This window comes from Paenibacillus sp. O199 (assembly GCF_001636635.1).
GTDB lineage: Bacteria > Bacillota > Bacilli > Paenibacillales > Paenibacillaceae > Paenibacillus > Paenibacillus marchantiae.
On the sequence record NZ_LGRP01000019.1, the window covers coordinates 24,949 to 47,947 of the forward strand.

At 47.1% G+C, this 22,999-nt stretch carries 18 protein-coding genes and 1 pseudogene; 14 read left to right on the forward strand and 5 right to left on the reverse strand.

Annotated elements, in window-relative coordinates; translation table 11 throughout:
* The first annotated feature begins 28 nt into the window (after positions 1-28).
* The 5 genes from mltG to A6049_RS22845 all read left to right on the forward strand — a co-directional run bounded on the left by mltG (position 29) and on the right by A6049_RS22845 (position 7,808).
* Entirely contained in the window at positions 29-1,069 is a 1,041-nt protein-coding gene (gene mltG, locus A6049_RS22825; RefSeq protein WP_240321520.1) for an endolytic transglycosylase MltG, read from the forward strand.
* Between the two features lie 15 nt (positions 1,070-1,084).
* Positions 1,085-2,014, forward strand: coding sequence for a peptidase U32 family protein (locus A6049_RS22830; RefSeq protein ID WP_063566851.1), 930 nt, complete (start codon positions 1,085-1,087; stop codon positions 2,012-2,014).
* A 17-nt stretch (positions 2,015-2,031) separates the two neighbouring features.
* Positions 2,032-3,360 carry a peptidase U32 family protein gene (locus A6049_RS22835; RefSeq protein ID WP_063566852.1) on the forward strand — a complete coding sequence of 443 codons (1,329 nt, stop codon included), beginning with the start codon at positions 2,032-2,034 and terminating at the stop codon, positions 3,358-3,360.
* A gap of 235 nt (positions 3,361-3,595) precedes the next feature.
* Complete coding sequence (locus tag A6049_RS22840) at positions 3,596-5,878, forward strand: methyl-accepting chemotaxis protein (RefSeq protein WP_063566853.1); 2,283 nt, start codon at positions 3,596-3,598, stop codon at positions 5,876-5,878.
* Between the two features lie 121 nt (positions 5,879-5,999).
* Positions 6,000-7,808 (forward strand): peptidoglycan D,D-transpeptidase FtsI family protein, encoded by a 1,809-nt coding sequence (locus A6049_RS22845; protein ID WP_063566854.1) that lies wholly within the window; start codon positions 6,000-6,002, stop codon positions 7,806-7,808.
* Here A6049_RS22845 and A6049_RS22850 read toward each other — a convergent pair.
* A complete protein-coding gene (locus A6049_RS22850; RefSeq protein ID WP_063566855.1) occupies positions 7,787-8,983 on the reverse strand; it encodes an AI-2E family transporter in 1,197 nt (398 codons plus the stop codon). The genes A6049_RS22845 and A6049_RS22850 overlap by 22 nt on opposite strands.
* A gap of 186 nt (positions 8,984-9,169) precedes the next feature.
* Here A6049_RS22850 and A6049_RS22855 point away from each other — a divergent pair, with 186 nt between their 5' ends.
* Positions 9,170-10,570, forward strand: a complete 1,401-nt coding sequence (locus A6049_RS22855) for a polysaccharide deacetylase family protein (protein ID WP_063566856.1) — start codon at positions 9,170-9,172, stop codon at positions 10,568-10,570.
* 107 nt (positions 10,571-10,677) lie between these two features.
* Here A6049_RS22855 and ilvD read toward each other — a convergent pair whose 3' ends face one another.
* The 3 genes and pseudogenes from ilvD to A6049_RS22870 form a co-directional block, all read right to left on the reverse strand.
* Positions 10,678-12,363: a dihydroxy-acid dehydratase gene (gene ilvD, locus A6049_RS22860; protein WP_063566857.1), complete on the reverse strand. Its 1,686-nt coding sequence runs from the start codon at positions 12,361-12,363 to the stop codon at positions 10,678-10,680.
* Positions 12,364-12,679: 316 nt separating this feature from the next.
* Positions 12,680-12,928, reverse strand: a pseudogene (locus A6049_RS22865) (KGG domain-containing protein); the annotation flags it as partial.
* Positions 12,929-13,040: 112 nt separating this feature from the next.
* Positions 13,041-14,093 (reverse strand): acyltransferase family protein, encoded by a 1,053-nt coding sequence (locus A6049_RS22870; RefSeq protein ID WP_063566858.1) that lies wholly within the window; start codon positions 14,091-14,093, stop codon positions 13,041-13,043.
* A 221-nt stretch (positions 14,094-14,314) separates the two neighbouring features.
* On the opposite strand from A6049_RS22870, the gene A6049_RS22875 reads away from it, so the two are divergent.
* The 6 genes from A6049_RS22875 to mgrA all read left to right on the forward strand — a co-directional run bounded on the left by A6049_RS22875 (position 14,315) and on the right by mgrA (position 19,592).
* Complete coding sequence (locus A6049_RS22875; RefSeq protein ID WP_063566859.1) at positions 14,315-15,280, forward strand: sugar kinase; 966 nt, start codon at positions 14,315-14,317, stop codon at positions 15,278-15,280.
* An 86-nt stretch (positions 15,281-15,366) separates the two neighbouring features.
* Entirely contained in the window at positions 15,367-16,032 is a 666-nt protein-coding gene (locus A6049_RS22880) for a bifunctional 2-keto-4-hydroxyglutarate aldolase/2-keto-3-deoxy-6-phosphogluconate aldolase (protein ID WP_063566860.1), read from the forward strand.
* Positions 16,033-16,122: 90 nt separating this feature from the next.
* Positions 16,123-16,887 carry an alpha/beta fold hydrolase gene (locus A6049_RS22885; RefSeq protein ID WP_063566861.1) on the forward strand — a complete coding sequence of 255 codons (765 nt, stop codon included), beginning with the start codon at positions 16,123-16,125 and terminating at the stop codon, positions 16,885-16,887.
* Positions 16,888-16,948: 61 nt separating this feature from the next.
* Positions 16,949-17,734 (forward strand): HAD family hydrolase, encoded by a 786-nt coding sequence (locus A6049_RS22890; RefSeq protein ID WP_063566862.1) that lies wholly within the window; start codon positions 16,949-16,951, stop codon positions 17,732-17,734.
* Between the two features lie 21 nt (positions 17,735-17,755).
* Positions 17,756-18,496 carry an NAD-dependent protein deacylase gene (locus A6049_RS22895; protein ID WP_063566863.1) on the forward strand — a complete coding sequence of 247 codons (741 nt, stop codon included), beginning with the start codon at positions 17,756-17,758 and terminating at the stop codon, positions 18,494-18,496.
* Positions 18,497-18,584: 88 nt separating this feature from the next.
* Positions 18,585-19,592 (forward strand): L-glyceraldehyde 3-phosphate reductase, encoded by a 1,008-nt coding sequence (gene mgrA / locus A6049_RS22900; RefSeq protein ID WP_063566864.1) that lies wholly within the window; start codon positions 18,585-18,587, stop codon positions 19,590-19,592.
* 104 nt (positions 19,593-19,696) lie between these two features.
* Here mgrA and A6049_RS22905 read toward each other — a convergent pair whose 3' ends face one another.
* Entirely contained in the window at positions 19,697-20,659 is a 963-nt protein-coding gene (locus A6049_RS22905; RefSeq protein WP_063566865.1) for an AraC family transcriptional regulator, read from the reverse strand.
* Between the two features lie 156 nt (positions 20,660-20,815).
* Here A6049_RS22905 and A6049_RS22910 point away from each other — a divergent pair, with 156 nt between their 5' ends.
* Positions 20,816-21,997 (forward strand): galactokinase, encoded by a 1,182-nt coding sequence (locus A6049_RS22910; RefSeq protein WP_063566866.1) that lies wholly within the window; start codon positions 20,816-20,818, stop codon positions 21,995-21,997.
* Between the two features lies 1 nt (position 21,998).
* Positions 21,999-22,988, forward strand: a complete 990-nt coding sequence (gene galE / locus A6049_RS22915; protein ID WP_063566867.1) for a UDP-glucose 4-epimerase GalE — start codon at positions 21,999-22,001, stop codon at positions 22,986-22,988.
* The last annotated feature ends 11 nt before the right edge of the window (positions 22,989-22,999 follow it).

The following is a 22,999-nucleotide window of genomic DNA, read 5'->3' on the forward strand; positions in this document are numbered from 1 at the left end:
TTGGTTGTGTAAAGGAGTTGTGTCTTTTTTGAAAGGAAAAGCGATTTTAGTCTTTCTGCTTATCGTCGTGGTTGTTGCTGGAGGCGCTGGCGTATATGTCTGGAGCATGATGCGTCCCGTACAAGCATCCACAGAACCGATCGTTTTCGAGATCAAGAGCGGGTCAGGAACTTCCAAAATTGCCGACCAGTTGGAGCAGGAAGGTCTGATTCGAAGTGGTTTAGCCTTTAAGGGATATCTGAAATGGAAGAAACAAGGATCGAATTTTATGGCAGGTACATATTCCTTAAATCCAGGTGTGTCATACGATGAGATTATTAATAAGTTAAGTAACGGTGAAGTTGTGCCTGAGGAAATGGTGAAATTTACGATTCCGGAGGGTTATACCGTTTTGCAAATGGCGGGTAAGCTTTCTTATGAGCATGTCGTAGATCGAGATGAATTCATCAAGCTGGCTAATGATCCTTCGGCCTTTGATGTAGATTTCGTCAAAAATATTCCAGTGGATGAAGAAATTCGCTACGTATTGGAAGGGTATCTGTTCCCGGAAACGTATGAGCTGAAAAAGGGAAGTTCCACGCATGATGTGATGCAACGGATGTTGGAAGAATTTCAGACCAAGATTAATTCCATTCCTGATTTGGAAGCCAAGCTCCAAGAGAAGAACCTTTCCCTGCATGAACTGCTGACCATTGCGTCACTAGTGGAAAAAGAAGTTGTAGTGGATGAGGAACGTGCTCTGGTTGCCGGGGTAATCTACAATCGGATTAATCAGGATATGAAGCTGGAGATTGATGCTACCGTGCAATATCTGCTCGACAAGCCGAAGGAGCGGTTGTTTTTCAAGGATCTGAAGGTACAGAGTCCCTATAATACGTATCTGAACAAAGGGTTGCCACCAGGTCCAATTGCCAGTCCAAGTCTTCCGTCCATTGAGGCAGCGCTAAATCCGGAAGCTTCGGAGTATCTGTTCTATGTGACGAAAAAGGATGGCTCGTCTGGACATCTGTTTGCCAAAACGTATAAGGAACATCAGCAAAATATAGCCAAAAGTAAGGCTGCGCAATAAGCGGAGGGGATGTATATGAGTACGAAACATGAACTGCTCGTTACGGCGGCAAATGTGAAAGAGGCAGAGGTGCTGCTCCAAGCAGGAGCAGATGCTTTGTTAATTGGGGATGATCGCTTCGGCATGCGTCTTCCCGGCAGCTTCAGTGTGGAAGAAACAGCAGAGGTCGTTGCCGTTGCTGCGAAACATCAGGCTCGTGTATACGTGTCTATGAACAATCTGATGTCCAACGAGTTGCTAAAGGAATTACCTGAATACGTTCAAGCTCTGGGTAAAATCGGTGTTCATGGGGTGGAGTTCAACGATCCATCTGTGCTCGCCGCTATTAAGGAGCATGCTCCGCATATCCAGCTGCACTGGAACGCTGAGATGACATCGACCAACTATGCAACAGCCAACTACTGGGGGGCCAAAGGAGCGAGTCGTGTCGTACTTGCTCGGGAGCTGAATATGGACGAGCTGACAGAGATGGTTCCATTTCTGAAGGTGGAAGCTCAGGTTCAGGTACATGGCATGACGAACATTTATCATTCCAAACGGAGTCTGGTGCAAAGTTATATGTCCCATCAGGGGCGTCCTGTAGAGGGGCATTTGGGTAAAGAGCGTGGTTTATTTCTGATCGAGGCTGAACGCCGGGATGAGAAGTTCCCGATCTATGAAGACCTGAACGGAACTCACATCATGAGTTCGGAGGATATTTGTATTCTCGAAGATCTTCATCTGTTGATGGAGGCCGGGGTACACAGCTTCAAAATCGAAGGCATGTTAAAATCGCTTGCGTATAACGAAGCTGTTGTACGTGCATACCGTATAGCTCTGGACAGTTATGCAGCTGATGCCGATGCTTATGCATTTTGTGAAGAATGGCTGGACGAGGTTCGTCAGTTGCAGGACCCTGAACGGGAATTGTCGTTTGGATTTTTCTATAAAGAACAGGTGTATTAATAGACGAGGTGAACAACATGGAAACAGTGGCGGTACAGCGGAAGTTCTCGGGTAAACGTAACCGTCTGGACAAACCGGAGCTGCTTGCTCCGGCGGGCAACCTGGAAAAACTTAAATTTGCAATCCATTATGGTGCGGATGCTGTGTATATCGGTGGACAGGCATACGGATTGCGTTCCAACGCGGATAACTTTAGCTTTGAAGAGATGCGTGAAGGTGTGGAATTTGCCAAAAAATATGGAGCTAAAGTTTTCGTGGCAACCAATATTTATGCGCATAATGAAGATATTGAAGGCATTCAAGCATATTTGCAACACTTGTATGATGCAGGAATTGCAGCTATTATCGTAGCAGATCCAGCAATTATTGAAGTGGCTCAGCGTGCCGTACCGGGTCTGGAAGTGCATTTGAGTACACAACAATCAACTCTGAACTGGCAAGCTGTGAAGTTCTGGAAGGATGAAGGCCTTCCACGCGTCGTTCTCGGACGTGAGACAAGCTTTGAAGAAATTGAAGAAATCAAGGCCAATGTGGATATCGAGATCGAAGCCTTTATTCATGGAGCGATGTGCTCGTCATATTCCGGACGTTGTGTGTTGTCCAACCATTTTACGGATCGGGACTCCAACCGGGGTGGCTGCTGCCAATCCTGCCGCTGGAAGTATGATCTCTTTGAAGATGCCCGGGAAGATACCGTGTGGGTCAGCGAAGAAGAAATGCAACTGCAGGCACCTGCACCATTCAAATTGGGAGAGAACCAGCTACCCCTATTTCAGGAGCAGGACAATTCTTTTTCCATGGGTTCGAAGGATCTGTGCATGATTGGGCATATTCCTGAGCTGATTGATGTTGGTGTGGATAGTTTCAAAATCGAAGGACGCATGAAGTCGATTCACTATGTGGCTACCGTGGTTAACGTATATCGTCAAGCTATTGATTCTTATATGGCTGACCCGGATAACTATGTATTGAAGCCTGAGTGGGTAGAGGAAATGAACAAGGCAGCGAATCGTCCACTGAATACCGGATTTTTCTATGATACACCGGATCATGAGGACCACATCTATGAACCGGAAGAAAAAGCGGTACCTTTTGACTTTGCTGGATTGGTGATGGACTATGATGCTGCTACAGGAATGGCGACCATTCAACAGCGCAATCATTTCAAACCTGGACAGGAAATCGAATTTTTCGGTCCGGGAGGCCACTTTTTCAAACAGGTGGTTGGGGAACTGCAGGATGAAGAAGGCAATGTGCTCGATGCAGCTCGTCACCCGTTACAGCGTGTAAAAATGAAGGTGGATCAACCTGTTTCCTACTTTGATATGATGAGAAAAAAGAAGTAGGTTCAAATGCCTAGTTTTTAACAAAATAATATTATGTTTTAACAATATAGTGTTATAAAATTTACAAATTTGACCTCCGTATATCGGTATATGGGGGTCTTTTTTTTATAGAAAAATAGGAAAAAAGTTGTAATAAATTTCGAGAAAACGAAAGGGGAAAGGAGAAAGCTGTCGAATACTACATATTTATAGGGGAGAGAAAGAAAAATCCAACAAGTAAATTACTGGCAGGTGAATGGGATTGGTTCAAAAGAAGCAGAAGGACAGTGGGGAAGAGTTGAAAATACCCGAGAAGGTTAAGCCCGAGAAGGTTCAGAAAGTAAAGAAAGAAAAAGTAATGAAAAGTAAGACAGGGGATACTTCAAGCAGAAAGGCTTTTAAATTAGACTCAGGTAATCTGAGGTCAGGGTGGAACAAGACCAAAAACCAGTTGAAGAAGCAAAACTGGAAAAATGTTGGGGGAACAGCGTTAGAGCAAATGAAGAAGGTCAATCCGATTAAATCGGTAGGTGTTAAACTGTTTTTGATCTTTTTTGTAGCAATTATGTTTTTTGTAGTCGGTTTAGGTCTATTATCCTACGCTAAAGCCAAGGATACGATTGAAAAAAATGCTTCTCGATCAAACCAGGAAACGATTGAACAGACCAAGCAAAAAATGGACATTATTTTGGAGCGGTTTGTAGATACATCCACACAAATTTTCTTTGATCCAGAAATGCAGTCATTGCTTCAGAAGATGTCTGATACGAATTTAACGGCGTACGATACGTTTATAAATTCAAGTTCGATCAACAAACAATTATCGAATATTGCATTTACGAATAAATCTATGGAAGCGATTTATCTTGTGCCGACAGACGAAACAAAGTCTACCATGGGCACAGGCAACAGCAGTTCTTCCATGGGCGACATCCGTAAAGAGAGCTGGTACAGCGAGTTGGTCCAAGCAGGCGGATATCGCTGGCTTCCAACGGAAGTCAAAGAGGACGGCGCCACACCAACGTTCCGAATTGCTCGTTCAATGAAGAACCTGCAAGGGACAACCCAGTCCTATGTGTTAATCATTGAATTGAAATTGGAGGTTCTGGAGCAGCAATTGAAATCGCTTGACTTGGGTGAAGGCGCAGTCCTCCAGCTCATTGCTCCGGACAACAAGGTTGTAGCTTCAACAATTGCTGATCGTACAGGGAAAGATACGGATTTGACCTTTGTTAAGGAGCTAACAGACAAATCCGGTAGTACCAATACAGAGTATACCGTGGATGGAAATTCGACCGATATGCTGGCAGTGTATAGTACTATGGATTCATCCGCTTGGAAATTGATCGGAATGGTCCCAACTTCTATGCTGGTGAAAGATGCCAAAGGCATTCTGACACTGACATTGTGGGTGGCACTCGTAGTTGCCGCTATTGCCATACTGATCGGTATTTGGATGGTTCGCATAATTGCCCGTCCAATGGGCAAATTGAAAGATCTGATGCAAGAAGGAGCAAAAGGTAATCTTAAAGTGCGTACACCATTTACCTCCAAGGATGAGATTGGTCAATTATCAGCGGCATTCAATCTCATGATGGAACAGATCACGAATTTGGTCGAACAAACCAACCGTTCTGCGCAAGAAGTGCTCGATACCGCTTCTGAGCTGAGCAGTGCATCCAAGAAAACAGCAGTCTCCGCTTCCGAGATTGCCGTAGCCACTGAAGAAATTGCAGGTGGAGCAAGTAGTCTGGCAACAGAAGCGGAGCGTGGAAATGAATTGACCGACAATATCTCCCGTCAGATGGAGAGTGTGGTCGCCGCAAATGAACAAATGGGTGATTCAGCCCGTCATGTAGAGAAATCCAGTCAGACAGGTACTCAGCATCTGAACCAGTTGATGACCAAAACACAGAAGACAGAAGAAATGATTGGTGCGTTGGTAAACAAGGTGGATTCCTTGAAAGAGAGCACATCCTCTGTTCTGAAGGTGCTTGACGTCATGCAGAATATTACCAAACAAACGAACATTCTCTCCTTGAATGCAACAATTGAAGCCGCTCGTGCCGGTACAGCTGGACGCGGATTCATGGTGGTAGCAAATGAGGTTCGTCAGTTGGCTGAACAATCCAGACAGTCCATTGATATGGTTGGCGACATTACCGACAAGATTATGACCGAAATGAATGAGACGGTAGATCAATTGTCTGCAGCTTATCCGTTATTCAAGGAACAGATGGATGCTGTTAAAGATACCAATGTAATATTTGCTTCAGTACAGCAACAAATGGGTGCTTTTGTTGAGAGTCTGAGCATGGTCACTGGTTCAATCGGAGATTTGAATCAATCTCAAGGGACGTTATCCGAAGCGATGAGTAATGTCAGTGCTGTAGCTGAACAATCTTCTGCAACGTCCCAGGAAGTTGCCTCCTTGAGCAGTGAACAACAAAATATCAGCAATCAACTGGTGAATTTGTCAGCAAAACTGGAGAATGTTTCGACAGAATTGAAAGATACATTGTCTCGCTTTACAGTATAATTCGAACCTATTTGATTCATTGAGAAGCCTGTCCCTTAAAGGGGCAGGTTTTCTTGTTGTTACCGGATAATTCCATTCTGAATGTAGAATACTATGCCAAAACGCTGAACGGGGTGGCCAGATGCATGTACAACTGAAACGGCGCATTTATATTGCATGTATTCTTCTTACGGGTTTATTCGCTTTGCTTATGATTCGTTTGGTTTGGATTCAGGGCATTCAAATCAACCGCACGATGCCTGGATTTCAACGTACTGTTCGTGAGATGTCCGTATTGCAGCGAGAACGAGGGGTTGTACTGGATACGGGACGAGGACATTTTACTGATTATAAGGGGCAACCCCTAACAGGCAAGCTGGAATGGGGATTGGTCCTTTTTCCGCATCCAGATCAAACAAGTCATTCATATCCATCTACAATGGCAAATTCGGAAGTTAAGGAATTGGCAGCTCTATTACATACCGATACGAAGTCGTTACAAAAGGAATGGAATCAAGGGAACGCACCCCATTTCTGGACAGCAGGTGCCAACCAGCCGATTACGTTGACCGAATCCCAGGTTGCCCGACTACGTATATTGAAGGCAGACGGCGCAAGTGTATATCCTCTCATGACACGTTATGGACAAGCCACTACGGGTATGCAATGGTTGGGTTATCTTGCTGAACAGCCTGGATTTCCGAACGCACAGTCGCGTCATAAGAATGAGGTGAAGCAGCCTTTTGCCATGAAATCTGGAGCAGCTGGGTTGGAAAGAACAATGGAACCTTTATTGATGGGCATTGGGCCGACCCTGTTAACACGTATGGTTACAGGTTCAGGAGAGGTTATTCCAGAATTACAGCCGCGTGTGATTGCACCATCAAATACACACTACCCATTGCGTGCGGAGACGACGATCAATATCGATGTGCAGCAAGGGATAGAGCAGATTGTGAAGAAGTCCGGAATGAAGGAAGGGGCTATCGTTGTGCTGGATGCAGCCAATGCAGACGTGCGTGCAATGGTTTCGGCACCGTTCTATAATCCGCAGCATGTAGACCCTAAACAAACGGCTTGGTCGAATCGTGCCGTGCAGGGGGCTGTACCGGGTTCCATATTCAAAATCGTTACAGCAGCGGCCGCGCTGGAATATCACGCAGTATCCAAAGGGGAGACTTTTCATTGTGGTGGCGAGTGGGGGAAATATGGTCTGTCCTGCTGGAAGGAGCATGGGCATGGGACATTGAATCTGGAGCAAGGGTTTGCCGAGTCCTGCAATATTGTATTTGCTGAAACTGCTCGTCGGCTCAGTATGGAGCAGTTGGAACGTACGGCAGATGCTTTGGGATTGGCACGTCCAGTTGGCTGGGAGGGAAAGCAAATCGCAGGAATGACGGTACTGCATCATTTTGATCATGAGGACGCAGGAAGAGTGAGACTGCCATCCGTCTCTCCTCAGGATGAAGGAGTCAAGGTACAGACGGCTATCGGTCAGCGGGACGTTCTGGTGACTCCATTACAAGCGGCTAATCTGATCGTTACGCTCTTGCATGATGGCAAGGTGAGTGCTCCACGCCTTGTTCAGCGTATCCGATATGCCGATGGCGATACGATGCTGGATATGCCGATGCATGATTCACCATCTTCGGCAGGACGGATCTCTCCAGCTACGGCGCATCAGCTGTTATCTTGGATGAAGAAGGTTGTCAGTGACGGAACGGGAAAATCCCTGCAACATGCACGGTGGCAGGTGGCAGGGAAGTCAGGCACAGCACAGGTACAGCAGCATGGAGAGAAACGTAACCATCAATGGTTTATCGGGTATGGACCTACGGAACAACCCAAATATGCTGTAGCTGTCCTTGTCCAAAACGTTGCTCCAAGCAGCCGTCATCAAGCAACGGCGATGTTCAGAAAAGTGATGGACTATTTGGCTGAATCCTCATGATTACCGGGAGGAGCAGGTTCTTGCACCGAAGGCTCAGTATTCATACCAGAGGTGGTGCTACCCGGTGTGTCCATCACTAATGGGGAGGATTCGAATTCATCCTTCGGCAAGTGAATCCATTGCTGGAGATATCCTTGTTGCAGTAGTTCTTTGAGCAGAATCAGCAGCACCGGAGACAATACCACACCGGCCAGACCAAAGACGGAGAGCGAAATCAGCATAAAAGAAAGCATCAAGTATGCGGAAGAGACTCCGATTGAATTACCCGATATTTTGGGCTCCAGCAGTTGGCGTGTCAGCATGGTTACAGCAAGGACTACAATTAAGCCAATCGCAAGGCTACTATTCCCCACAATGAACAGATACACAATCCACGGAATGAATATAACTGGAACACCCAGCAAAGGTACAAGGTCAAAAACGGCGCAGATGGCTGCGATGGTGAAGGCATTGGCAGTTCCAAGAATCAACAAGCCTGCATAAATCAATACAAAAGTAATCAGCATCATAATCATTTGGGCCTTCAAATACGAACGGATCGTCTTGAACACATGATTACGCATAAATTCAAGAGCCAGCTTCAACGTTTTTGGTGTTTTGGCCCGGGCAAATTTCCGCCAGGATTCAATCTCGATACTGAGAAAGAACGCGAGAATAATGGCAATCCCGAAATTAGTAATAAAGGAAGAAAATGAACTGAGAAAACCGATGACGATTTGTGCACCGCTGGTCACCCATTTGGACAGGAATCCGGTCAGTGTAGCAAAATAGTCACTAACCTTCTCGGTTATTCCGTCAGGTAAAGCATCGGACTTGTCCTGAATAAAATAAACCAGATTGGTGAATTCACGCTGGACCATCTCGATATAATAAGGAAAATTATCCTGCAAATTAGAAATTTGGGATACGATAATTAATCCCAATCCAAAAAAGGCAGCAACAATAACAGCAAGAAACAACAAAACCGAAATAGCGGCGCCCAAGGTTTTGGGCAATCCTTTGCGGTGCAGAAATCTTGCCAGGGGTTCGATCATCCAATACACTATAAATGAAAGAAAAACTGGCGCAGCCAATTGATATAATCGACTGAATCCGTACATGATAAAGTACACGGTTAATACGAGCAGCGCAATGTCAAAGACGGTGCGCCCATATTTTTTGTAAAGCGGCAGCATGGGCAGGGCTCCTTTGTTGGTCATTAAGGTAAAAATTAGGATGCATTTATTGTACACGAAAGCTATCTTTTTGGGAAAAGAGGATTCAAGAAAAGGCTGAATTATGATAAAATTAAAGGCGGTTTATTTTGGTTAGTGCTATATTATGGCACGGTAATTCAGCAAGAGAAGCGGGGAGTTTGTAGCATGACAAATTTACTTCAGAGCATATTACTGTGGTTATTGTACATTTCATCGTTTTACGCCTTTATTCCGAGTTTAGTTAGCAGATTTTTCGGTTTTCGTGTGTTCAGGCGCGGGAGAAGTGAGACGGAGTTTTCCTTAACCTTTGATGATGGGCCGGACCCGGAATACACACCCAGATTGCTTGATTTACTACACCAGTATGGGGCAAAGGCAACGTTTTTTGTAGTCGGGGAGCATGCAGCCCGTCATCCCGAACTCATTCAGCGTATACATGAGGAAGGTCATCTTCTCGGAATTCATAATTATATTCACAAAACGAATTGGTTGATGCGGCCGCGTACGGTTCGAGATCAGATTCAACGAACAGGTCAGATTATTCAGGAGGTTACGGGGGTAAGAACTTGTTATTATCGTCCACCGTGGGGGATTATGAATCTGTTTGATTTTTTCAGTAAAAAAGATCGTCGGATTATTCTGTGGTCGTCCATGTTTGAGGACTGGAGAAGTAGTGTAGGCGTTGAGAAATTGACAGAACGAATGTTGAAGGAGCTAAGGGGCGGAGAGGTCATGTTGCTGCATGATCGAGGGACTACCCTCGGCGCTGATGCACACGCGCCGGAGCAGATGCTCCAGGCGCTCGAAGTCGTATTGCAGGAGGCAAACAGGCAGCAGTTGCACAGTGTACGCATCGATACGTTGATGGGAGGCGTTACGGTGAGCGAATCTAAAAGTACAAATCAACCACAAACACATTTATCACCTTGGAAACGGATGGTTGTTGCTTTGTGGCTAGGATGGGAGAAGTTGTTTCATTGGGTATACCATCTGCATACAGCGTCACCGGAGGACCCATTGCTGCATTACCGCTCCCGCGTATATCATGGAGCATTGGTTGAAATGAATGACGGTCATGTGATTCGTAACGGAGATCCGGTTATTGAACTTCATTTTGATAATAAAAAGCTTTTCGATCTAGGTATGACTTCACGCTCAAGTATGCATCTGGCCATTCGCATGATTCGGGCCATGGAACAGCAACTTCCTGATTTGGCCCGGCAGGTCGCTCTTGAACCTGAACTTCGTTCAGCCAAGGCTCTATACGGTGTGAGCATGATTAACCGGGGACCGGAGAAATTCGGGTTTACGGTTCGGGAGTTGGCTCCTGGGCCGTTCAGTTCTGCATCCAAAGTGTATCTGAAACTTCTGCTAAGCGTCATTCATCCGGCAGGAACGAAACGTCTGAAGCAGCGATCCGAACAATTGGTTCCAAAAATGATTGCCATGCCGCTTGACGTGTTGCTGGATCGATATGGTCAGCACGCATTGGTAGCTGCAACGGCGGAACAGTCCTCTGAGGAATTGTTGGTTCCTGAACAGGATCTTGTACCTGAACGAAACTGATTGCGAAATGAATAAAGAAAAGGGTTGCCCTTCGCCGAAGTCGGCTGAAGAGCAACCCTTTATTTATGTTTCCGATATAGAAATTCACCGGATATCTCATACTTGAATTAGATACTCAGTACGCCGCCGTTGCTTGCATTCGTTACCAGTTTGGAATAACGAGCGAGGTAACCGGTTTTTACTTTCGGTTCAAAGCCTTTCCAACCTGCGCGACGACGTTCGAATTCTTCGTCACTGATATGCAATTCGATGATGCGGTTGTTCAGATCAAGTTCAATGATGTCTCCTTCTTCAACAAAAGCGATTGGACCGCCTTCAGCAGCTTCTGGAGAGATATGTCCGATACTGATTCCGCGGGATGCGCCAGAGAAGCGTCCGTCGGTGATCAGACCTACTTTGGCACCAAGGCCCATACCTACGATTTGGGAAGTAGGAGCGAGCATCTCAGGCATACCTGGTCCGCCTTTTGGTCCTTCATAACGGATAACGACAACATGTCCTTCTTTTACCTTGCCGTTTGCAATGCCTTCGAGCGCTTGTTCCTGGGAGTCGAAGCAAATAGCAGGACCTTTGTGATATCCACCAACCGAAGCGTCAACAGCACCAACCTTGATGATGGCGCCTTGTGGTGCAAGGTTACCAAACAATACAGCCAAGCCGCCTTTTTCGGAATGCGGGTTATCCAGGTGGTGGATGACATTGGTATCTTGGATTTCCTGACCTTCAACGTTCTCACGGATCGTTTTACCTGTTACCGTGATACAGTCGCCATGAATTGCACCTGGTTTCTTGAGCAATTCGTTCAGAACTGCACTTACGCCACCCGCATTGTGAACGTCTTCGATGTGAAGATCGGAAGCAGGTGCCAATTTTGCCAAGTGAGGAACGCGGTTAGCAACTTCATTGATTCGCTCGATTGGATACTCGATGCCTGCTTCATGAGCCAGTGCCAATGTATGAAGTACCGTATTCGTGGAACCACCCATAGCCATATCCAGTGCAAAAGCATTGTCGATGGCTTCTACAGTAACGATATCGCGTGGTTTCAGATCCAATTTGATGAGTTCCATCAGTTGTTTAGCGGATTGTTTAACAAACTCACGACGCTCAGGAGCAACAGCCAGGATGGTTCCGTTACCTGGCATAGCCAGTCCCATCGCTTCAGCCAGACAGTTCATGGAGTTCGCAGTGAACATACCGGAGCATGATCCACATGTTGGACAGCCGAACTGTTCAAGTTCAAGCAAGCTCTTATCATCGATTTTACCAGCTTGATAAGCACCTACGCCTTCAAAAACGGAGGTCAAGGACAGAGCTTTACCATTGCTGTCACGACCTGCCTTCATTGGACCGCCGCTGACAAACACGGTAGGGATATTACAGCGGAGTGCGCCCATCATCATACCTGGTGTGATTTTGTCACAGTTCGGGATACATACCATGCCGTCGAACCAGTGTGCAGATACAACGGTTTCCACGGAATCCGCAATAATGTCACGGCTTGGCAGCGAGTAACGCATACCAATGTGTCCCATGGCGATTCCGTCGTCAACTCCGATGGTGTTGAATTCGAATGGAACGCCACCGGCTTCACGAATAGCTTCCTTTACAATTTTACCGAATTCCTGCAGGTGGACATGGCCGGGCACGATATCGATGTAAGAGTTACATACGGCAATAAATGGTTTGCCAAAGTCCTCTTCTTTAACGCCCGCTGCGCGGAGCAAACTGCGGTGCGGTGCACGGTCAAAACCTTTTTTGATCATATCGGAACGCATCTTCTTGGCTGACATGGTGTATTTCCCCCCAAATTTATAATATTGAGCAACATGAATGGAAATATAAATGGCAGTGCATCTGTCGTTTAATTTCATCCGTACTCTAAAAAAATTGACCAGTGATACTGGTTTCGAGCTTCCCGTAGTTTGTGAAGTTCTTTGCTGCTTTAAACCCGTGAACAACCCGGTTTTTCTATAGAGTCTATCACAACCGTCGTCATAATTCTACAATTCAATAGAAAGAAGCTTCAATCCATTAGTGGAATGAAGCTTTCTTGATTTGATGCACTGCATCAGGTGATCTTTCACTGCTACCTATGGGGATAGACTAACTGCTCCCGCCTTTGCGGCCAATCTCCCGATAGAATTCTTTATTATGAGTTTCGGAAGTTGCTTCTCCACCCTTGCGTCCAATTTCCTTATAGAACTGAGAATCATGCGCATCTGAAGTCGCTTCTCCACCTTTTTTACCTATCATTTGGTAGAAGCTCCGATCATGCTTTTTGGATGTGGCCTTGCCACCTAATCTACCCGCTTCCTCGCGACTCATTTTGTGTTCAGACGTCTGTGGACGTGCCATTACAAATCACTCCTTATATCATAAGTAGATTGTTGTAGCGCGTATTCCTACTTACCACAACATTTCCAGCCTGAAACAAGTCGATTTGAATGGAAAGGAGCAGGATTTCAGTTTATCTAAACCAGGATGCTGAACGTTTTAATACCCCCTGATGGTTGAAGTGAAAGCGGGAAATATCGGGCTCAATGAGAGGGCGAAAGGCATGACGGACGGCTGGGTGGGCCAGCGTTATAGCGAACAGTAACGCAATGGAGACAATCACCGGAATATACAAGCTGGTCTCCAGATAGTTGTAAACCCCGGACCAGACCGCCAAGCGAACGAGAAATCCATGTAAAAGGAACACATACAGAGTGCGTCGTCCCAATTCAGTCAATCTGGATGTTAATGAAGGGACCCAGGCGAGAAATAATGCTCCTGATCCAATTTCAAGTGCATAGATTCCGAGGCGGTAAATTCCTGCAAACCACTCATGATGTCCAAGCTCTGCATAAGTCATGCTTCCCAGTAACCAGCCTGGTGAAATGTTGAACCCTCCGAGTCCAATCCAACCAAGAAGAGCAGCAGATAACGTAGCTGCAATTCTTCGGCCCCAGCCGGATCGCAAATGGGAGCGGATGGACGCTCCGTAGTCATACCCGATAACAAAGAAAGGAAGGAACACAAACGTTCGGCTGAAGCTCAACCAGAAACCATCAAAGGGTAAATATCCGGCACATACTCCCAGCATCACGGCACCCAGTAATCTATAGATCGGCTTCCAGGAGAGTGTAAGACGAAGCAACAGCCGCCAGCAGAAATGACTTGCCAGAAACCAGAGCAATAGATAAGGTGCAAAGAAAGACAAACGCATATGCGGTGTGTGGAATACGGTGAAATCCATTATTGCATACAAGGACTGAAACAGAAGGTATTGTAATGCAATCTGCTTAAGCACATTGCGGCCAGATGTACCTTTGAGTGAATGTCTGGCAAAGTAGCCGGTTACCCATACAAACAGCGGCATGTGAAACGTATATATCCACAGAAACAGAGCCTCTGCTCCTGCAAAACGAGTAATGATTGGTTCGAGAGCATTGCCTGCTAGTACACAGACAATGAGCATGAAGCGCAAGTTGTAAAAAAAGGAATCCTGATCTTTGTGAATGATGGTCGGTTTGTTCATGTTGTAGCCCCCCTGATAACCCTTGGCAATTGCAATCTGCTTCTGTAATAAGGGTAATATGGATGTGTAACATTCATTGTGATATATTTCACAAGAGTAAGCGCTATCCTTCCTCAAAGCTGTGACAACAAAATGAACGCTCCGGGATTGACAACGGTTGCATAGAGGCTGACAATGGGGAAAGAAGATGAGAAATTGTAAATATAAGGAGGGGAGAATTCATGTCGACGAATACCCGCCCTAGCCCTGAAATTGTTACGTTTGGCGAAAGCATGGGTTTGCTGACAGCAAAGGATACAAGAGGTCTCGAATATGCAGCGACTTTAGACAAATCATTTGGCGGCGCAGAGAGTAATCTGGCTATTGGTGTATCCCGGCTTGGGCATACCAGCGGCTGGTTTGGCCGCCTGGGTAATGATCCGATCGGTAACATGATCTTGAAGGCAATTCGTGGTGAAGGTGTAGATGTATCCAGAGCAAGGATGAGCGACAAAGAGCCCACTGGTTTGATGATTCGTGAGAACGCTTCCGGGAAAGCCTCGGTGCACTATTATAGGAAGCTATCCGCTGCAAGTGCGATTACTCCTGAAGACCTGGACACGGATTATATTGCGGGTGCGCAAATCCTTCACGTTACAGGCATCACCGCAGCAATAAGCGCGTCGGGACTTGCTACTGTTGAAGCTGCTATACATATAGCTAAGCAGGCTGGTGTGAAAGTGAGTTTTGATCCGAATCTGCGTCTTAAACTGTGGTCAGCTGAAGAAGCGCGTCCTGTTCTGCTTCGTCTGGCTGAGCAAGCGGATTATTTCTTGCCGGGTCTGGACGAGATGAAACTTCTGTATAACGAAGAAGATGATCAAAAAGTCCTTGAGCGTTTGTCCGCTATGAATGCAGTCTGTATCGTGAAGGGCGGCCCTGATTTGACCTACGTATTGGTGAATGGTACCCTAACGGAAGTTCCGTACTTCAAGGCAGATCATGTCCTGGATACGGTTGGGGCAGGAGATGGATTCTGTGCGGGCTTTTTGTCCGGCCTTATTAAAGGATATTCTCCGCAGGAGGCGACCCGTCTCGGGAATTTGACCGGTTCCATGGTAATACAGGCTGTTGGCGATTGGGAGGCGCTCCCGACGTGGGAGCAGGTCGAGGCCAAGCTGAACAATGTAGCTCATGTTGAGCGCTAGTCGCTGCTGATATCATATATGTCTCATCTTCGTTCTTTAATGTAAGGCTTGTAATAGACAACCACATTGACAAGGGAGAGAATGAAATGAAGAAGCTTCAGCTGCTACAAAAAATAACGGACAGTGGGGTTGTTGCGGTTCTGCGTGCAGATTCTGCTGATCAGGTTATCGCCATGGCCGAACAAGCCATCGCGGGTGGCATCAAGATTATCGAGATTACGATGACGGTGCCTAGTGCCCTCAAAGCCATCGAGAAATTAAGCCGTGTATACCATTGGAACACACAAGATCCAGAGAAATTTGCCATTATTGGAGCTGGAACAGTACTTGAACCTCAGACAGCGCGTGCCGCGATTATGTCAGGTGCCGAGTTTGTTGTGGGTCCTTCCCTGAACCCGGACACTGTGAAAATCTGCAACCTGTACCGGATTCCGATTCTTCCAGGGGTGATGACCATTGCGGATGTTCAACGTGCATTGGAACTTGGCGTGGATATTGTGAAGTTGTTTCCCGGTAATCTCTACGATCCGTCCATTATCAAAACGATGAAGGGACCTATGCCACAAGCGAATTTCATGCCGACTGGTGGGGTGTCCTTGTCCAATCTAGGTGACTGGATTAAGGGAGGCGCCGTTGCTGTAGGTATTGGCTCGGACCTTACAGCGGAAGCAGTGAAGACGGGGGACTTGAGTCATGTTCGCCGCAAAGCGGAACAATATATGGATGCTTACCGCAAGGCCAAGGCTGAATAGCGATGAATGATGAAGAAGGGGAGCCTCAGGAATGAAGGCTCCCGTTCTGCAAGCCGCGGCACCTGCGGAAGTGCAGAAAGGTGATGAACGTTGAGAAACCGATATAATACAGGGCGCAAGAAGAGGGGCATCGGGAAATTCCTGCTCGTTCTTCTGGCGCTCATTGTCATTGGATGTGGGTTTGTAGCCTGGAAGCTGTTTACGCCTTATGGACCACAGGAGATGGCTCAGACAGCCATGGAAACTGCAAATCAGGTGACTGTAACTGAAAAAGACAACTGGATTGATTTTGTACCGGACAAATCTGTTGGGATGAGTGTTATTTTTTATCCAGGTGGATTGGTTAAACCGGAAAGTTATGCACCTCTTGCCCATGAACTTGCGGCAGCAGGACATCATACCATTATTGCAAAAATGCCTTTTAATCTGGCGGTAATCAAGCAGAATCTCGCAGATGATATTATTAAAGCCTATCCAGATGAACAATTTGTTATGGGAGGGCATTCTCTTGGTGGATCAATGGCAGCACGTTATGCTGCTTCCCATCCAGATGCACTTCAGGGCATCTTTTTCCTCGCATCTTATCCGGATGAAAAAGGCAGTGTGAAGTCACTGGGGATACCCGCGTTATCCATCTTGGGTACGAATGACGAAGTTGTGAATGCAACAAAGTATCAGAATGGTCGGGCATATTTGCCAGAAGATACGGTGTATTACACCATTGAAGGTGGTAACCATTCGCAGTTTGGTGACTATGGCCACCAGAGCGGTGACGGCGAAGCTGGGGTCAGTGAAGAGGAACAACTGTCTCAAACGGTTAAAACGACTGTGGGCTGGCTGGATACAATCAAGTAAGCTGCAATTTCAACGGTGAATGGAACGAATCCATAGCAGATGGGAACTGGGGGTGATACGTATGTCTATGCTTCAAATCCGTGGTAAGCAAGTTACCTGCCGAGGTATTCTTTTTGATAAGGATGGAACGCTGCTGGATTTCTTACAGCTATGGAGGCCGTGGGCGGAGTCTTTGCTGAATCAGTTGGAATCACAGCTGTCAGAGCTTGGTGCCTCGTTCACGGTGGAGCGTGAGCAAGTTCTCGGTACGGTCCGCAATCGCGAAGGTCAGCTGATCGGATATGATCTTCAAGGGCCATTAGCTATTGCCACGGTGGACGAGAGCAACGGTTTGCTTGCTGGGCAGTTGTATGCCGCAGGCATGCCGTGGAACGAAGCAATCACTACGATCCGCCATTTTTCCAGTGTCGCCATGGATGAGGTACGGCAGAGAAAAATGGCCGAACCACTGCCTGGATTAAATGCATTTTTGCAGAGCTGCCAGAAAGCATCGATTCCGATGGCAGTGGTCACTTCGGACAGCACAGCTGCTGCCGAGGAACATCTGGAGTGGATGGGAATCCGGTCATATTTTACATCGATTGTTGGCAGTGACCGGGTGACTCTGGGCAAACCGGATGGAGAGGCTGCGGTTCTGGCTTGCCGGGAATTACATATTCTTCCTGAGGAGGGTGTGGTGATCGGTGACAGCAATGGGGATATGCAGATGGGACGTAACGCAGGGGTGTCCTATAGAATTGGTTTCTGTCCAGAAATCCAGAGAAGCCACTATTTACATGACGCCAATGCAATTATCCAAAATTATGATGAGTTAAAAATCATCTCTGAATATTCTTCACAGGGGTGATCTCATAAAGGAGGAGAGAGGATGAACGCAACAGAACAACTGGCTGCCTGGATTAAGGAAAGTTCAAATATTGTTTTTTTCGGAGGGGCCGGAACTTCAACGGAAAGCGGGATTCCCGACTTCCGCTCTGCCGCTGGCTTATACCAGACAGAGCAGCATTCACCCTACCCACCGGAAGAGCTGCTGAGCCGACATTTTTTTGATCAGCATGCTGATATTTTTTATGATTTTTATCGAGGCAAAATGCTTCATCCCAATGCGATGCCCAACGGCTGCCATCGACTGCTCGCCAGATTGGAGCAGGAAGGAAAACTTCAGGCGGTTATCACGCAAAATATCGACGGGTTGCACCAGAAGGCTGGCAGCAGCAATGTCCTGGAGCTTCATGGTTCGATCCATCGAAACGCTTGTATGGATTGCAAGAGATTTTACGGGTTGGATGACATTATTACGGCAAAAGATACGGTTCCTCGTTGCACTGAATGTGGTGGCGTGATCAAGCCGGACGTCGTGCTGTATGAAGAAGAACTGGACCAGACGATATTATATCGTTCGGTTGACGCACTGTCCTCGGCAGATTTGCTGCTGGTTGGTGGAACTTCACTAACGGTGTATCCTGCCGCACAATTGATTACGTACTTTCAAGGGAAACACACGGTCTTGCTGAACGCTACACCTACGGCTTACGACAGGCGAGCTGATTTGCTGATTACAGACCCTATTGGTGAGGTAATGAATAAGGTGGACCAGCTTTTTGGTTAAACGTAAGTCGACATTGTCCGAATAACCGCATTCTCCGGCATACGGACCGGGAACTAGAGGCGGAACCTGGGGAAAGAAGGGATTCATGATGGTCTACGTAGCCAGCGATGCACGCTACGAAACAATGAAATACAACCGCGTTGGACGTTCAGGTTTGAAACTGCCAGCGATTTCACTTGGGTTATGGCATAATTTTGGTGGCATTAATAATGCGGAGAACGGCCGAAATATGATTACCCGTTCGTTTGATCTGGGCATTACGCATTTTGACCTTGCCAACAATTATGGTCCGCCGGCAGGTTCGGCAGAGCAGTTATTCGGTCAGGTATTGGCACAGGATCTGAAGCCATATCGAGATGAACTCGTCATCTCCACCAAAGCCGGGTACTATATGTGGCCTGGACCTTACGGTGAGTGGGGTTCTCGTAAAAACCTGGTTTCCAGTCTCAATCAGAGCTTGAAGCGCATGGGTCTCGATTACGTAGACATCTTTTATTCTCATCGTTATGATCCCGAAACACCTCTGGAAGAAACCATGATGGCGCTGGACCATATTGTTCGTTCCGGCAAAGCATTGTATGTCGGCATCTCCAACTATCCTGCAGAACAGACGAAGCAGGCGGCCGAGATTCTCAAAGGTCTGGGTACACCTCTGTTGATTCATCAACCCAAATATTCAATGCTGGATCGCTGGATTGAGGATGGGCTGCAGGATGTACTTGATGAGTATGGAACAGGCAGCATCGCTTTTTGTCCATTGGCACAAGGCGTGCTCACCAACAAATATCTGAACGGTATTCCAGAAGATTCACGTGCCAAGGGCCCGTCTGTGTTTCTGAATGAGAACAACATCTCGCCAGAGACATTGCGCAAAGTGCGTGCTCTGAACCAGATTGCAGCATCACGTGGTCAGAGTCTGGCCCAATTTGCTCTGGCCTGGGTATTGCGTGATGGCAAAGTAACCTCTGCGCTGATTGGTGCAAGTCGTCCTTCGCAGATTGAAGAGAATGTGGCTGCTCTCAGCCAGTTGGAATTCTCCTCAGAGGAATTGGAGCGTATTGAATCGATTCTTCGTCCGGAACCGGATCATAAATAAAGTTCAAAAGGTGCATCTTAGCCATAATGGCGGGATGCACCTTTTTTGTCTTTTATTATTTATGCTGACCTAGGCGATAGGAGATCCTACATTTGATTACAGGATTATCGCTGGTTCGGTGGTACTTGGCGTGTCGCTTGATGCAAGGGCCTGTTAAGAATGTTCTCCCTGTACAGACTAGGGGCTTCCCCGTGGAATCGTTTGAACTGTTTGGAGAAATACAGCGCATCTGGCAACCCCACGGAGGCCGATACCTGTTCAATGGACAGATCCGGACGTTCCCGCAGCAGCTGGCGCGATTTGTCGATCCTCAGTTTAAGCAGGTAGGTAACTGGTGATAGTCCGGTTTCCTGTTTGAAAATGCGGGACAGGTAAGCACGGTTATAGCCAAGACTGGCCGACATTTGCTCAATCGAGACAGGGTAGGCATATTGAGTAGACATGTATTGAATCATCTGTTTTACAGTTCGTCGTATGGAAGATTCACCTGGTACTAAGGTTTGCCCCTGAGAAAGGTGATTTTGTGCCTCGGCTAGAATCATATATAACGTACCCAATGATGTAAAATGAGAGCTTTCTTTTCGCTCGGCAAAAGCCGTCTGCATCACGGATAACCAATCGGAAATACCGCAGGAAGGACCGGCATGAAAGACGGATTTTTCCGGACGGAAACCTGCTTCCTCTATATGTTTGGCAGTCTGGCTGCCGGTAAAGGCCATCCAGCGGTATTGCCAGGGATTCCGGGCATGGGATTGGTAGCTTACAAGCTGCCCTGGTTGAATAAGGAAACAATCTCCTGCGGATAGTTCGTAGGTATGTAGTTCAGTACGGAACGTACCGGCTCCTTTTTCTACATAATGCAATAGATAATAATCGTATAGCTTCGGGCCAAGGGCATGACCGGGAAGGGTCTGGCTTGCCCCTGCAAAGAGGACATGCAATGCCCCTTTTTCATAATAAACAGGATTGGAGGCAACCGAGTAGCTGAGTGCTCCACTTTTGCCAGAGGTTTCCGGAATTTGTTTTATCGGATCCCCCGTTAGACCTTCCTTACGTTGTTCAGTCATGATGACATTCCTTTCCTTCCTAGATGTTCCATTCATTATACGTCGAAAGGTCACATTTATCCATATGGAACACACATGGTTGCATTTCAAGAGGAACCGCCTTCTTGTATAATAACATTAAGAAAACCAACAACATTGAGATGGGGTGCAGCAGCAATGAACATAAATGAATTGAAACAAAAGTTTATTGACAAGTACGGAGAGAGTGGAGCGGACATCCGTGTGTTCCATGCCCCTGGGCGGGTGAATCTGATCGGTGAGCACATTGACTATAACGGGGGGTACGTGCTTCCGGCAGCGCTTGAATTCGGTACCACTTTGATTATCCGTGAGCGTGAGGACAACAAGTTGCAGTTGGCTTCCACGAATATGTCCTATGAAGGAACGCTGGATACGCCCTCGATTGGAAAAGAGAAAACAGGGGAATGGACGGATTACCCGGTAGGCGTCATGGTTGAACTGCAAGGCAAAGGCATAAAAGTAACCAAAGGTTATGACTTCCTCTATCATGGAGAAATTCCGAACGGCGCAGGACTTTCCTCTTCCGCATCGCTGGAGGTTCTTACCGGGTTTGCTATCCAGTCGCTTGAAGGTGTGAATGATATTGATACGGTTCAACTTGCGCTGCTGTCCCAAAAGGCAGAGAACGAATTCGTTGGCGTCAACTGTGGCATCATGGACCAGTTCGCTGTAGCTAATGGAGCAGAGGATCATGCGATCCTGCTGATGTGTGACACCCTTGAATATGAAAAAGTGCCATTCCGTACCGGCGCCTACAAGCTGGTCATTGGTAACACGAACAAACGTCGGGGGTTGGTGGACTCGGCTTATAACGAACGTCGCTCCCAATGTGAGCAAGCACTTGCCATTTTGAAAGAACAACTGCCTGCACTGAACTATCTGGCGCAACTTACACCTGAACAATTCGTTACACTGCAGGATCACATCAAAGATGAGAAGGTAAGACAGCGTGCCCAGCACGTCGTGGAAGAGAATGCACGTGTACTTGCATCGGTGGATGCACTGCGTGATAACGATCTGGAAACCTTCGGCAAGCTGATGAATGCTTCTCATGAATCCCTTCGTTATCTATATGAAGTGAGCTGCGAAGAACTGGACGTGATGGTTGAAGAGGCTCAACGTATTCCAGGCACTCTGGGTGCTCGGATGACTGGTGCAGGATTCGGTGGATGTACGGTATCTCTTGTGCATGAAGACGATGTAGAGCGTTTTGTAAGCGAAGTTGGAGCGGCATATGAAGCACGTACCAGTCTCAAAGGCGAGTTCTATGTATGCGGAGTAGGCGATGGCGTTAAAGAATTGAAGGAGGCGAAGTAAGATGGCGATTTTGGTGACAGGTGGAGCAGGATATATTGGTTCTCATACGGTAGCGGCTTTGTTGGAGCGTGGCGAAGAGGTAGTTGTACTGGATAACTTGCAGACAGGGCATCGTGAAGCTCTGCTGGGCGGAAAATTGTATGAAGGTGATCTGCGTGACAAGGAACTTCTGGCGAAGCTGTTCGCTGAGAACTCCATTGATGCAGTCATCCACTTTGCGGCTAACTCACTGGTTGGCGAGAGTATGAAAGATCCCGTGAAATACTATGACAACAACGTGTTTGGCACATTGTGCCTGCTAGAAGCGATGAATGCAGCGAATGTACGTCGCATCGTCTTCTCCTCCACGGCTGCTACTTACGGCGAGCCGGAGAAAGTGCCGATTGAAGAGAGCGATCGCACAGAGCCTACGAACGTATATGGTGAAACCAAGCTGATGATGGAGCGCATGATGTCCTGGTTCGATAAAGTACAGGAAATCAAATACGTCTCCCTTCGTTACTTCAATGCTGCCGGAGCCCATGATAGCGGCAAAATCGGTGAAGATCACCAGCCGGAGAGTCATCTTATCCCACTCGTACTGCAAACGGCATTGAAACAACGTCCACACATCGCCGTGTTCGGTGACGACTACGCGACAGAAGACGGAACCTGTGTACGTGATTACATCCACGTAAGTGATCTGGCGGATGCGCATCTGCGGGCCGTAGATTATCTCCGTAAAGGGGAGAACAGCAACGTGTTCAACCTGGGCAACGGTCAAGGCTTCTCTGTTAAACAGGTTATTGAGACGGCTAAGAAAGTAACCGGACTGGATATTCCGGTTGTACAGGAACCACGTCGTGCGGGTGATCCAGCTGTACTGGTGGCTTCGTCTGCCAAAGCAAGATCCGTACTGGGTTGGAATCCAAAATGGACCAATCTGGAAGATGTCATTCAAAGCGCATGGAGCTGGCATCAGTCCCACCCTAACGGCTACGGAAAAAACTAGGAGGCGAACAT

Bases quoted from the DNA above. Each gene is read 5' to 3' on its own strand.
- A6049_RS22845 (WP_063566854.1), top strand. From the start codon at position 6,000: ATGCATGTACAACTGAAACGGCGCATTTATATTGCATGTATTCTTCTT.
- A6049_RS22835 (WP_063566852.1), top strand. From the start codon at position 2,032: ATGGAAACAGTGGCGGTACAGCGGAAGTTCTCGGGTAAACGTAACCGT.
- A6049_RS22870 (WP_063566858.1), bottom strand. From the start codon at position 14,093: ATGAACAAACCGACCATCATTCACAAAGATCAGGATTCCTTTTTTTAC.
- A6049_RS22895 (WP_063566863.1), top strand. From the start codon at position 17,756: ATGAACGCAACAGAACAACTGGCTGCCTGGATTAAGGAAAGTTCAAAT.
- A6049_RS22910 (WP_063566866.1), top strand. From the start codon at position 20,816: ATGAACATAAATGAATTGAAACAAAAGTTTATTGACAAGTACGGAGAG.
- A6049_RS22880 (WP_063566860.1), top strand. From the start codon at position 15,367: ATGAAGAAGCTTCAGCTGCTACAAAAAATAACGGACAGTGGGGTTGTT.
- A6049_RS22840 (WP_063566853.1), top strand. From the start codon at position 3,596: ATGGGATTGGTTCAAAAGAAGCAGAAGGACAGTGGGGAAGAGTTGAAA.
- ilvD (WP_063566857.1), bottom strand. From the start codon at position 12,363: ATGTCAGCCAAGAAGATGCGTTCCGATATGATCAAAAAAGGTTTTGAC.
- mgrA (WP_063566864.1), top strand. From the start codon at position 18,585: ATGGTCTACGTAGCCAGCGATGCACGCTACGAAACAATGAAATACAAC.
- A6049_RS22855 (WP_063566856.1), top strand. From the start codon at position 9,170: ATGACAAATTTACTTCAGAGCATATTACTGTGGTTATTGTACATTTCA.
- A6049_RS22850 (WP_063566855.1), bottom strand. From the start codon at position 8,983: ATGCTGCCGCTTTACAAAAAATATGGGCGCACCGTCTTTGACATTGCG.
- A6049_RS22890 (WP_063566862.1), top strand. From the start codon at position 16,949: ATGTCTATGCTTCAAATCCGTGGTAAGCAAGTTACCTGCCGAGGTATT.
- A6049_RS22905 (WP_063566865.1), bottom strand. From the start codon at position 20,659: ATGACTGAACAACGTAAGGAAGGTCTAACGGGGGATCCGATAAAACAA.
- A6049_RS22830 (WP_063566851.1), top strand. From the start codon at position 1,085: ATGAGTACGAAACATGAACTGCTCGTTACGGCGGCAAATGTGAAAGAG.
- galE (WP_063566867.1), top strand. From the start codon at position 21,999: ATGGCGATTTTGGTGACAGGTGGAGCAGGATATATTGGTTCTCATACG.
- A6049_RS22875 (WP_063566859.1), top strand. From the start codon at position 14,315: ATGTCGACGAATACCCGCCCTAGCCCTGAAATTGTTACGTTTGGCGAA.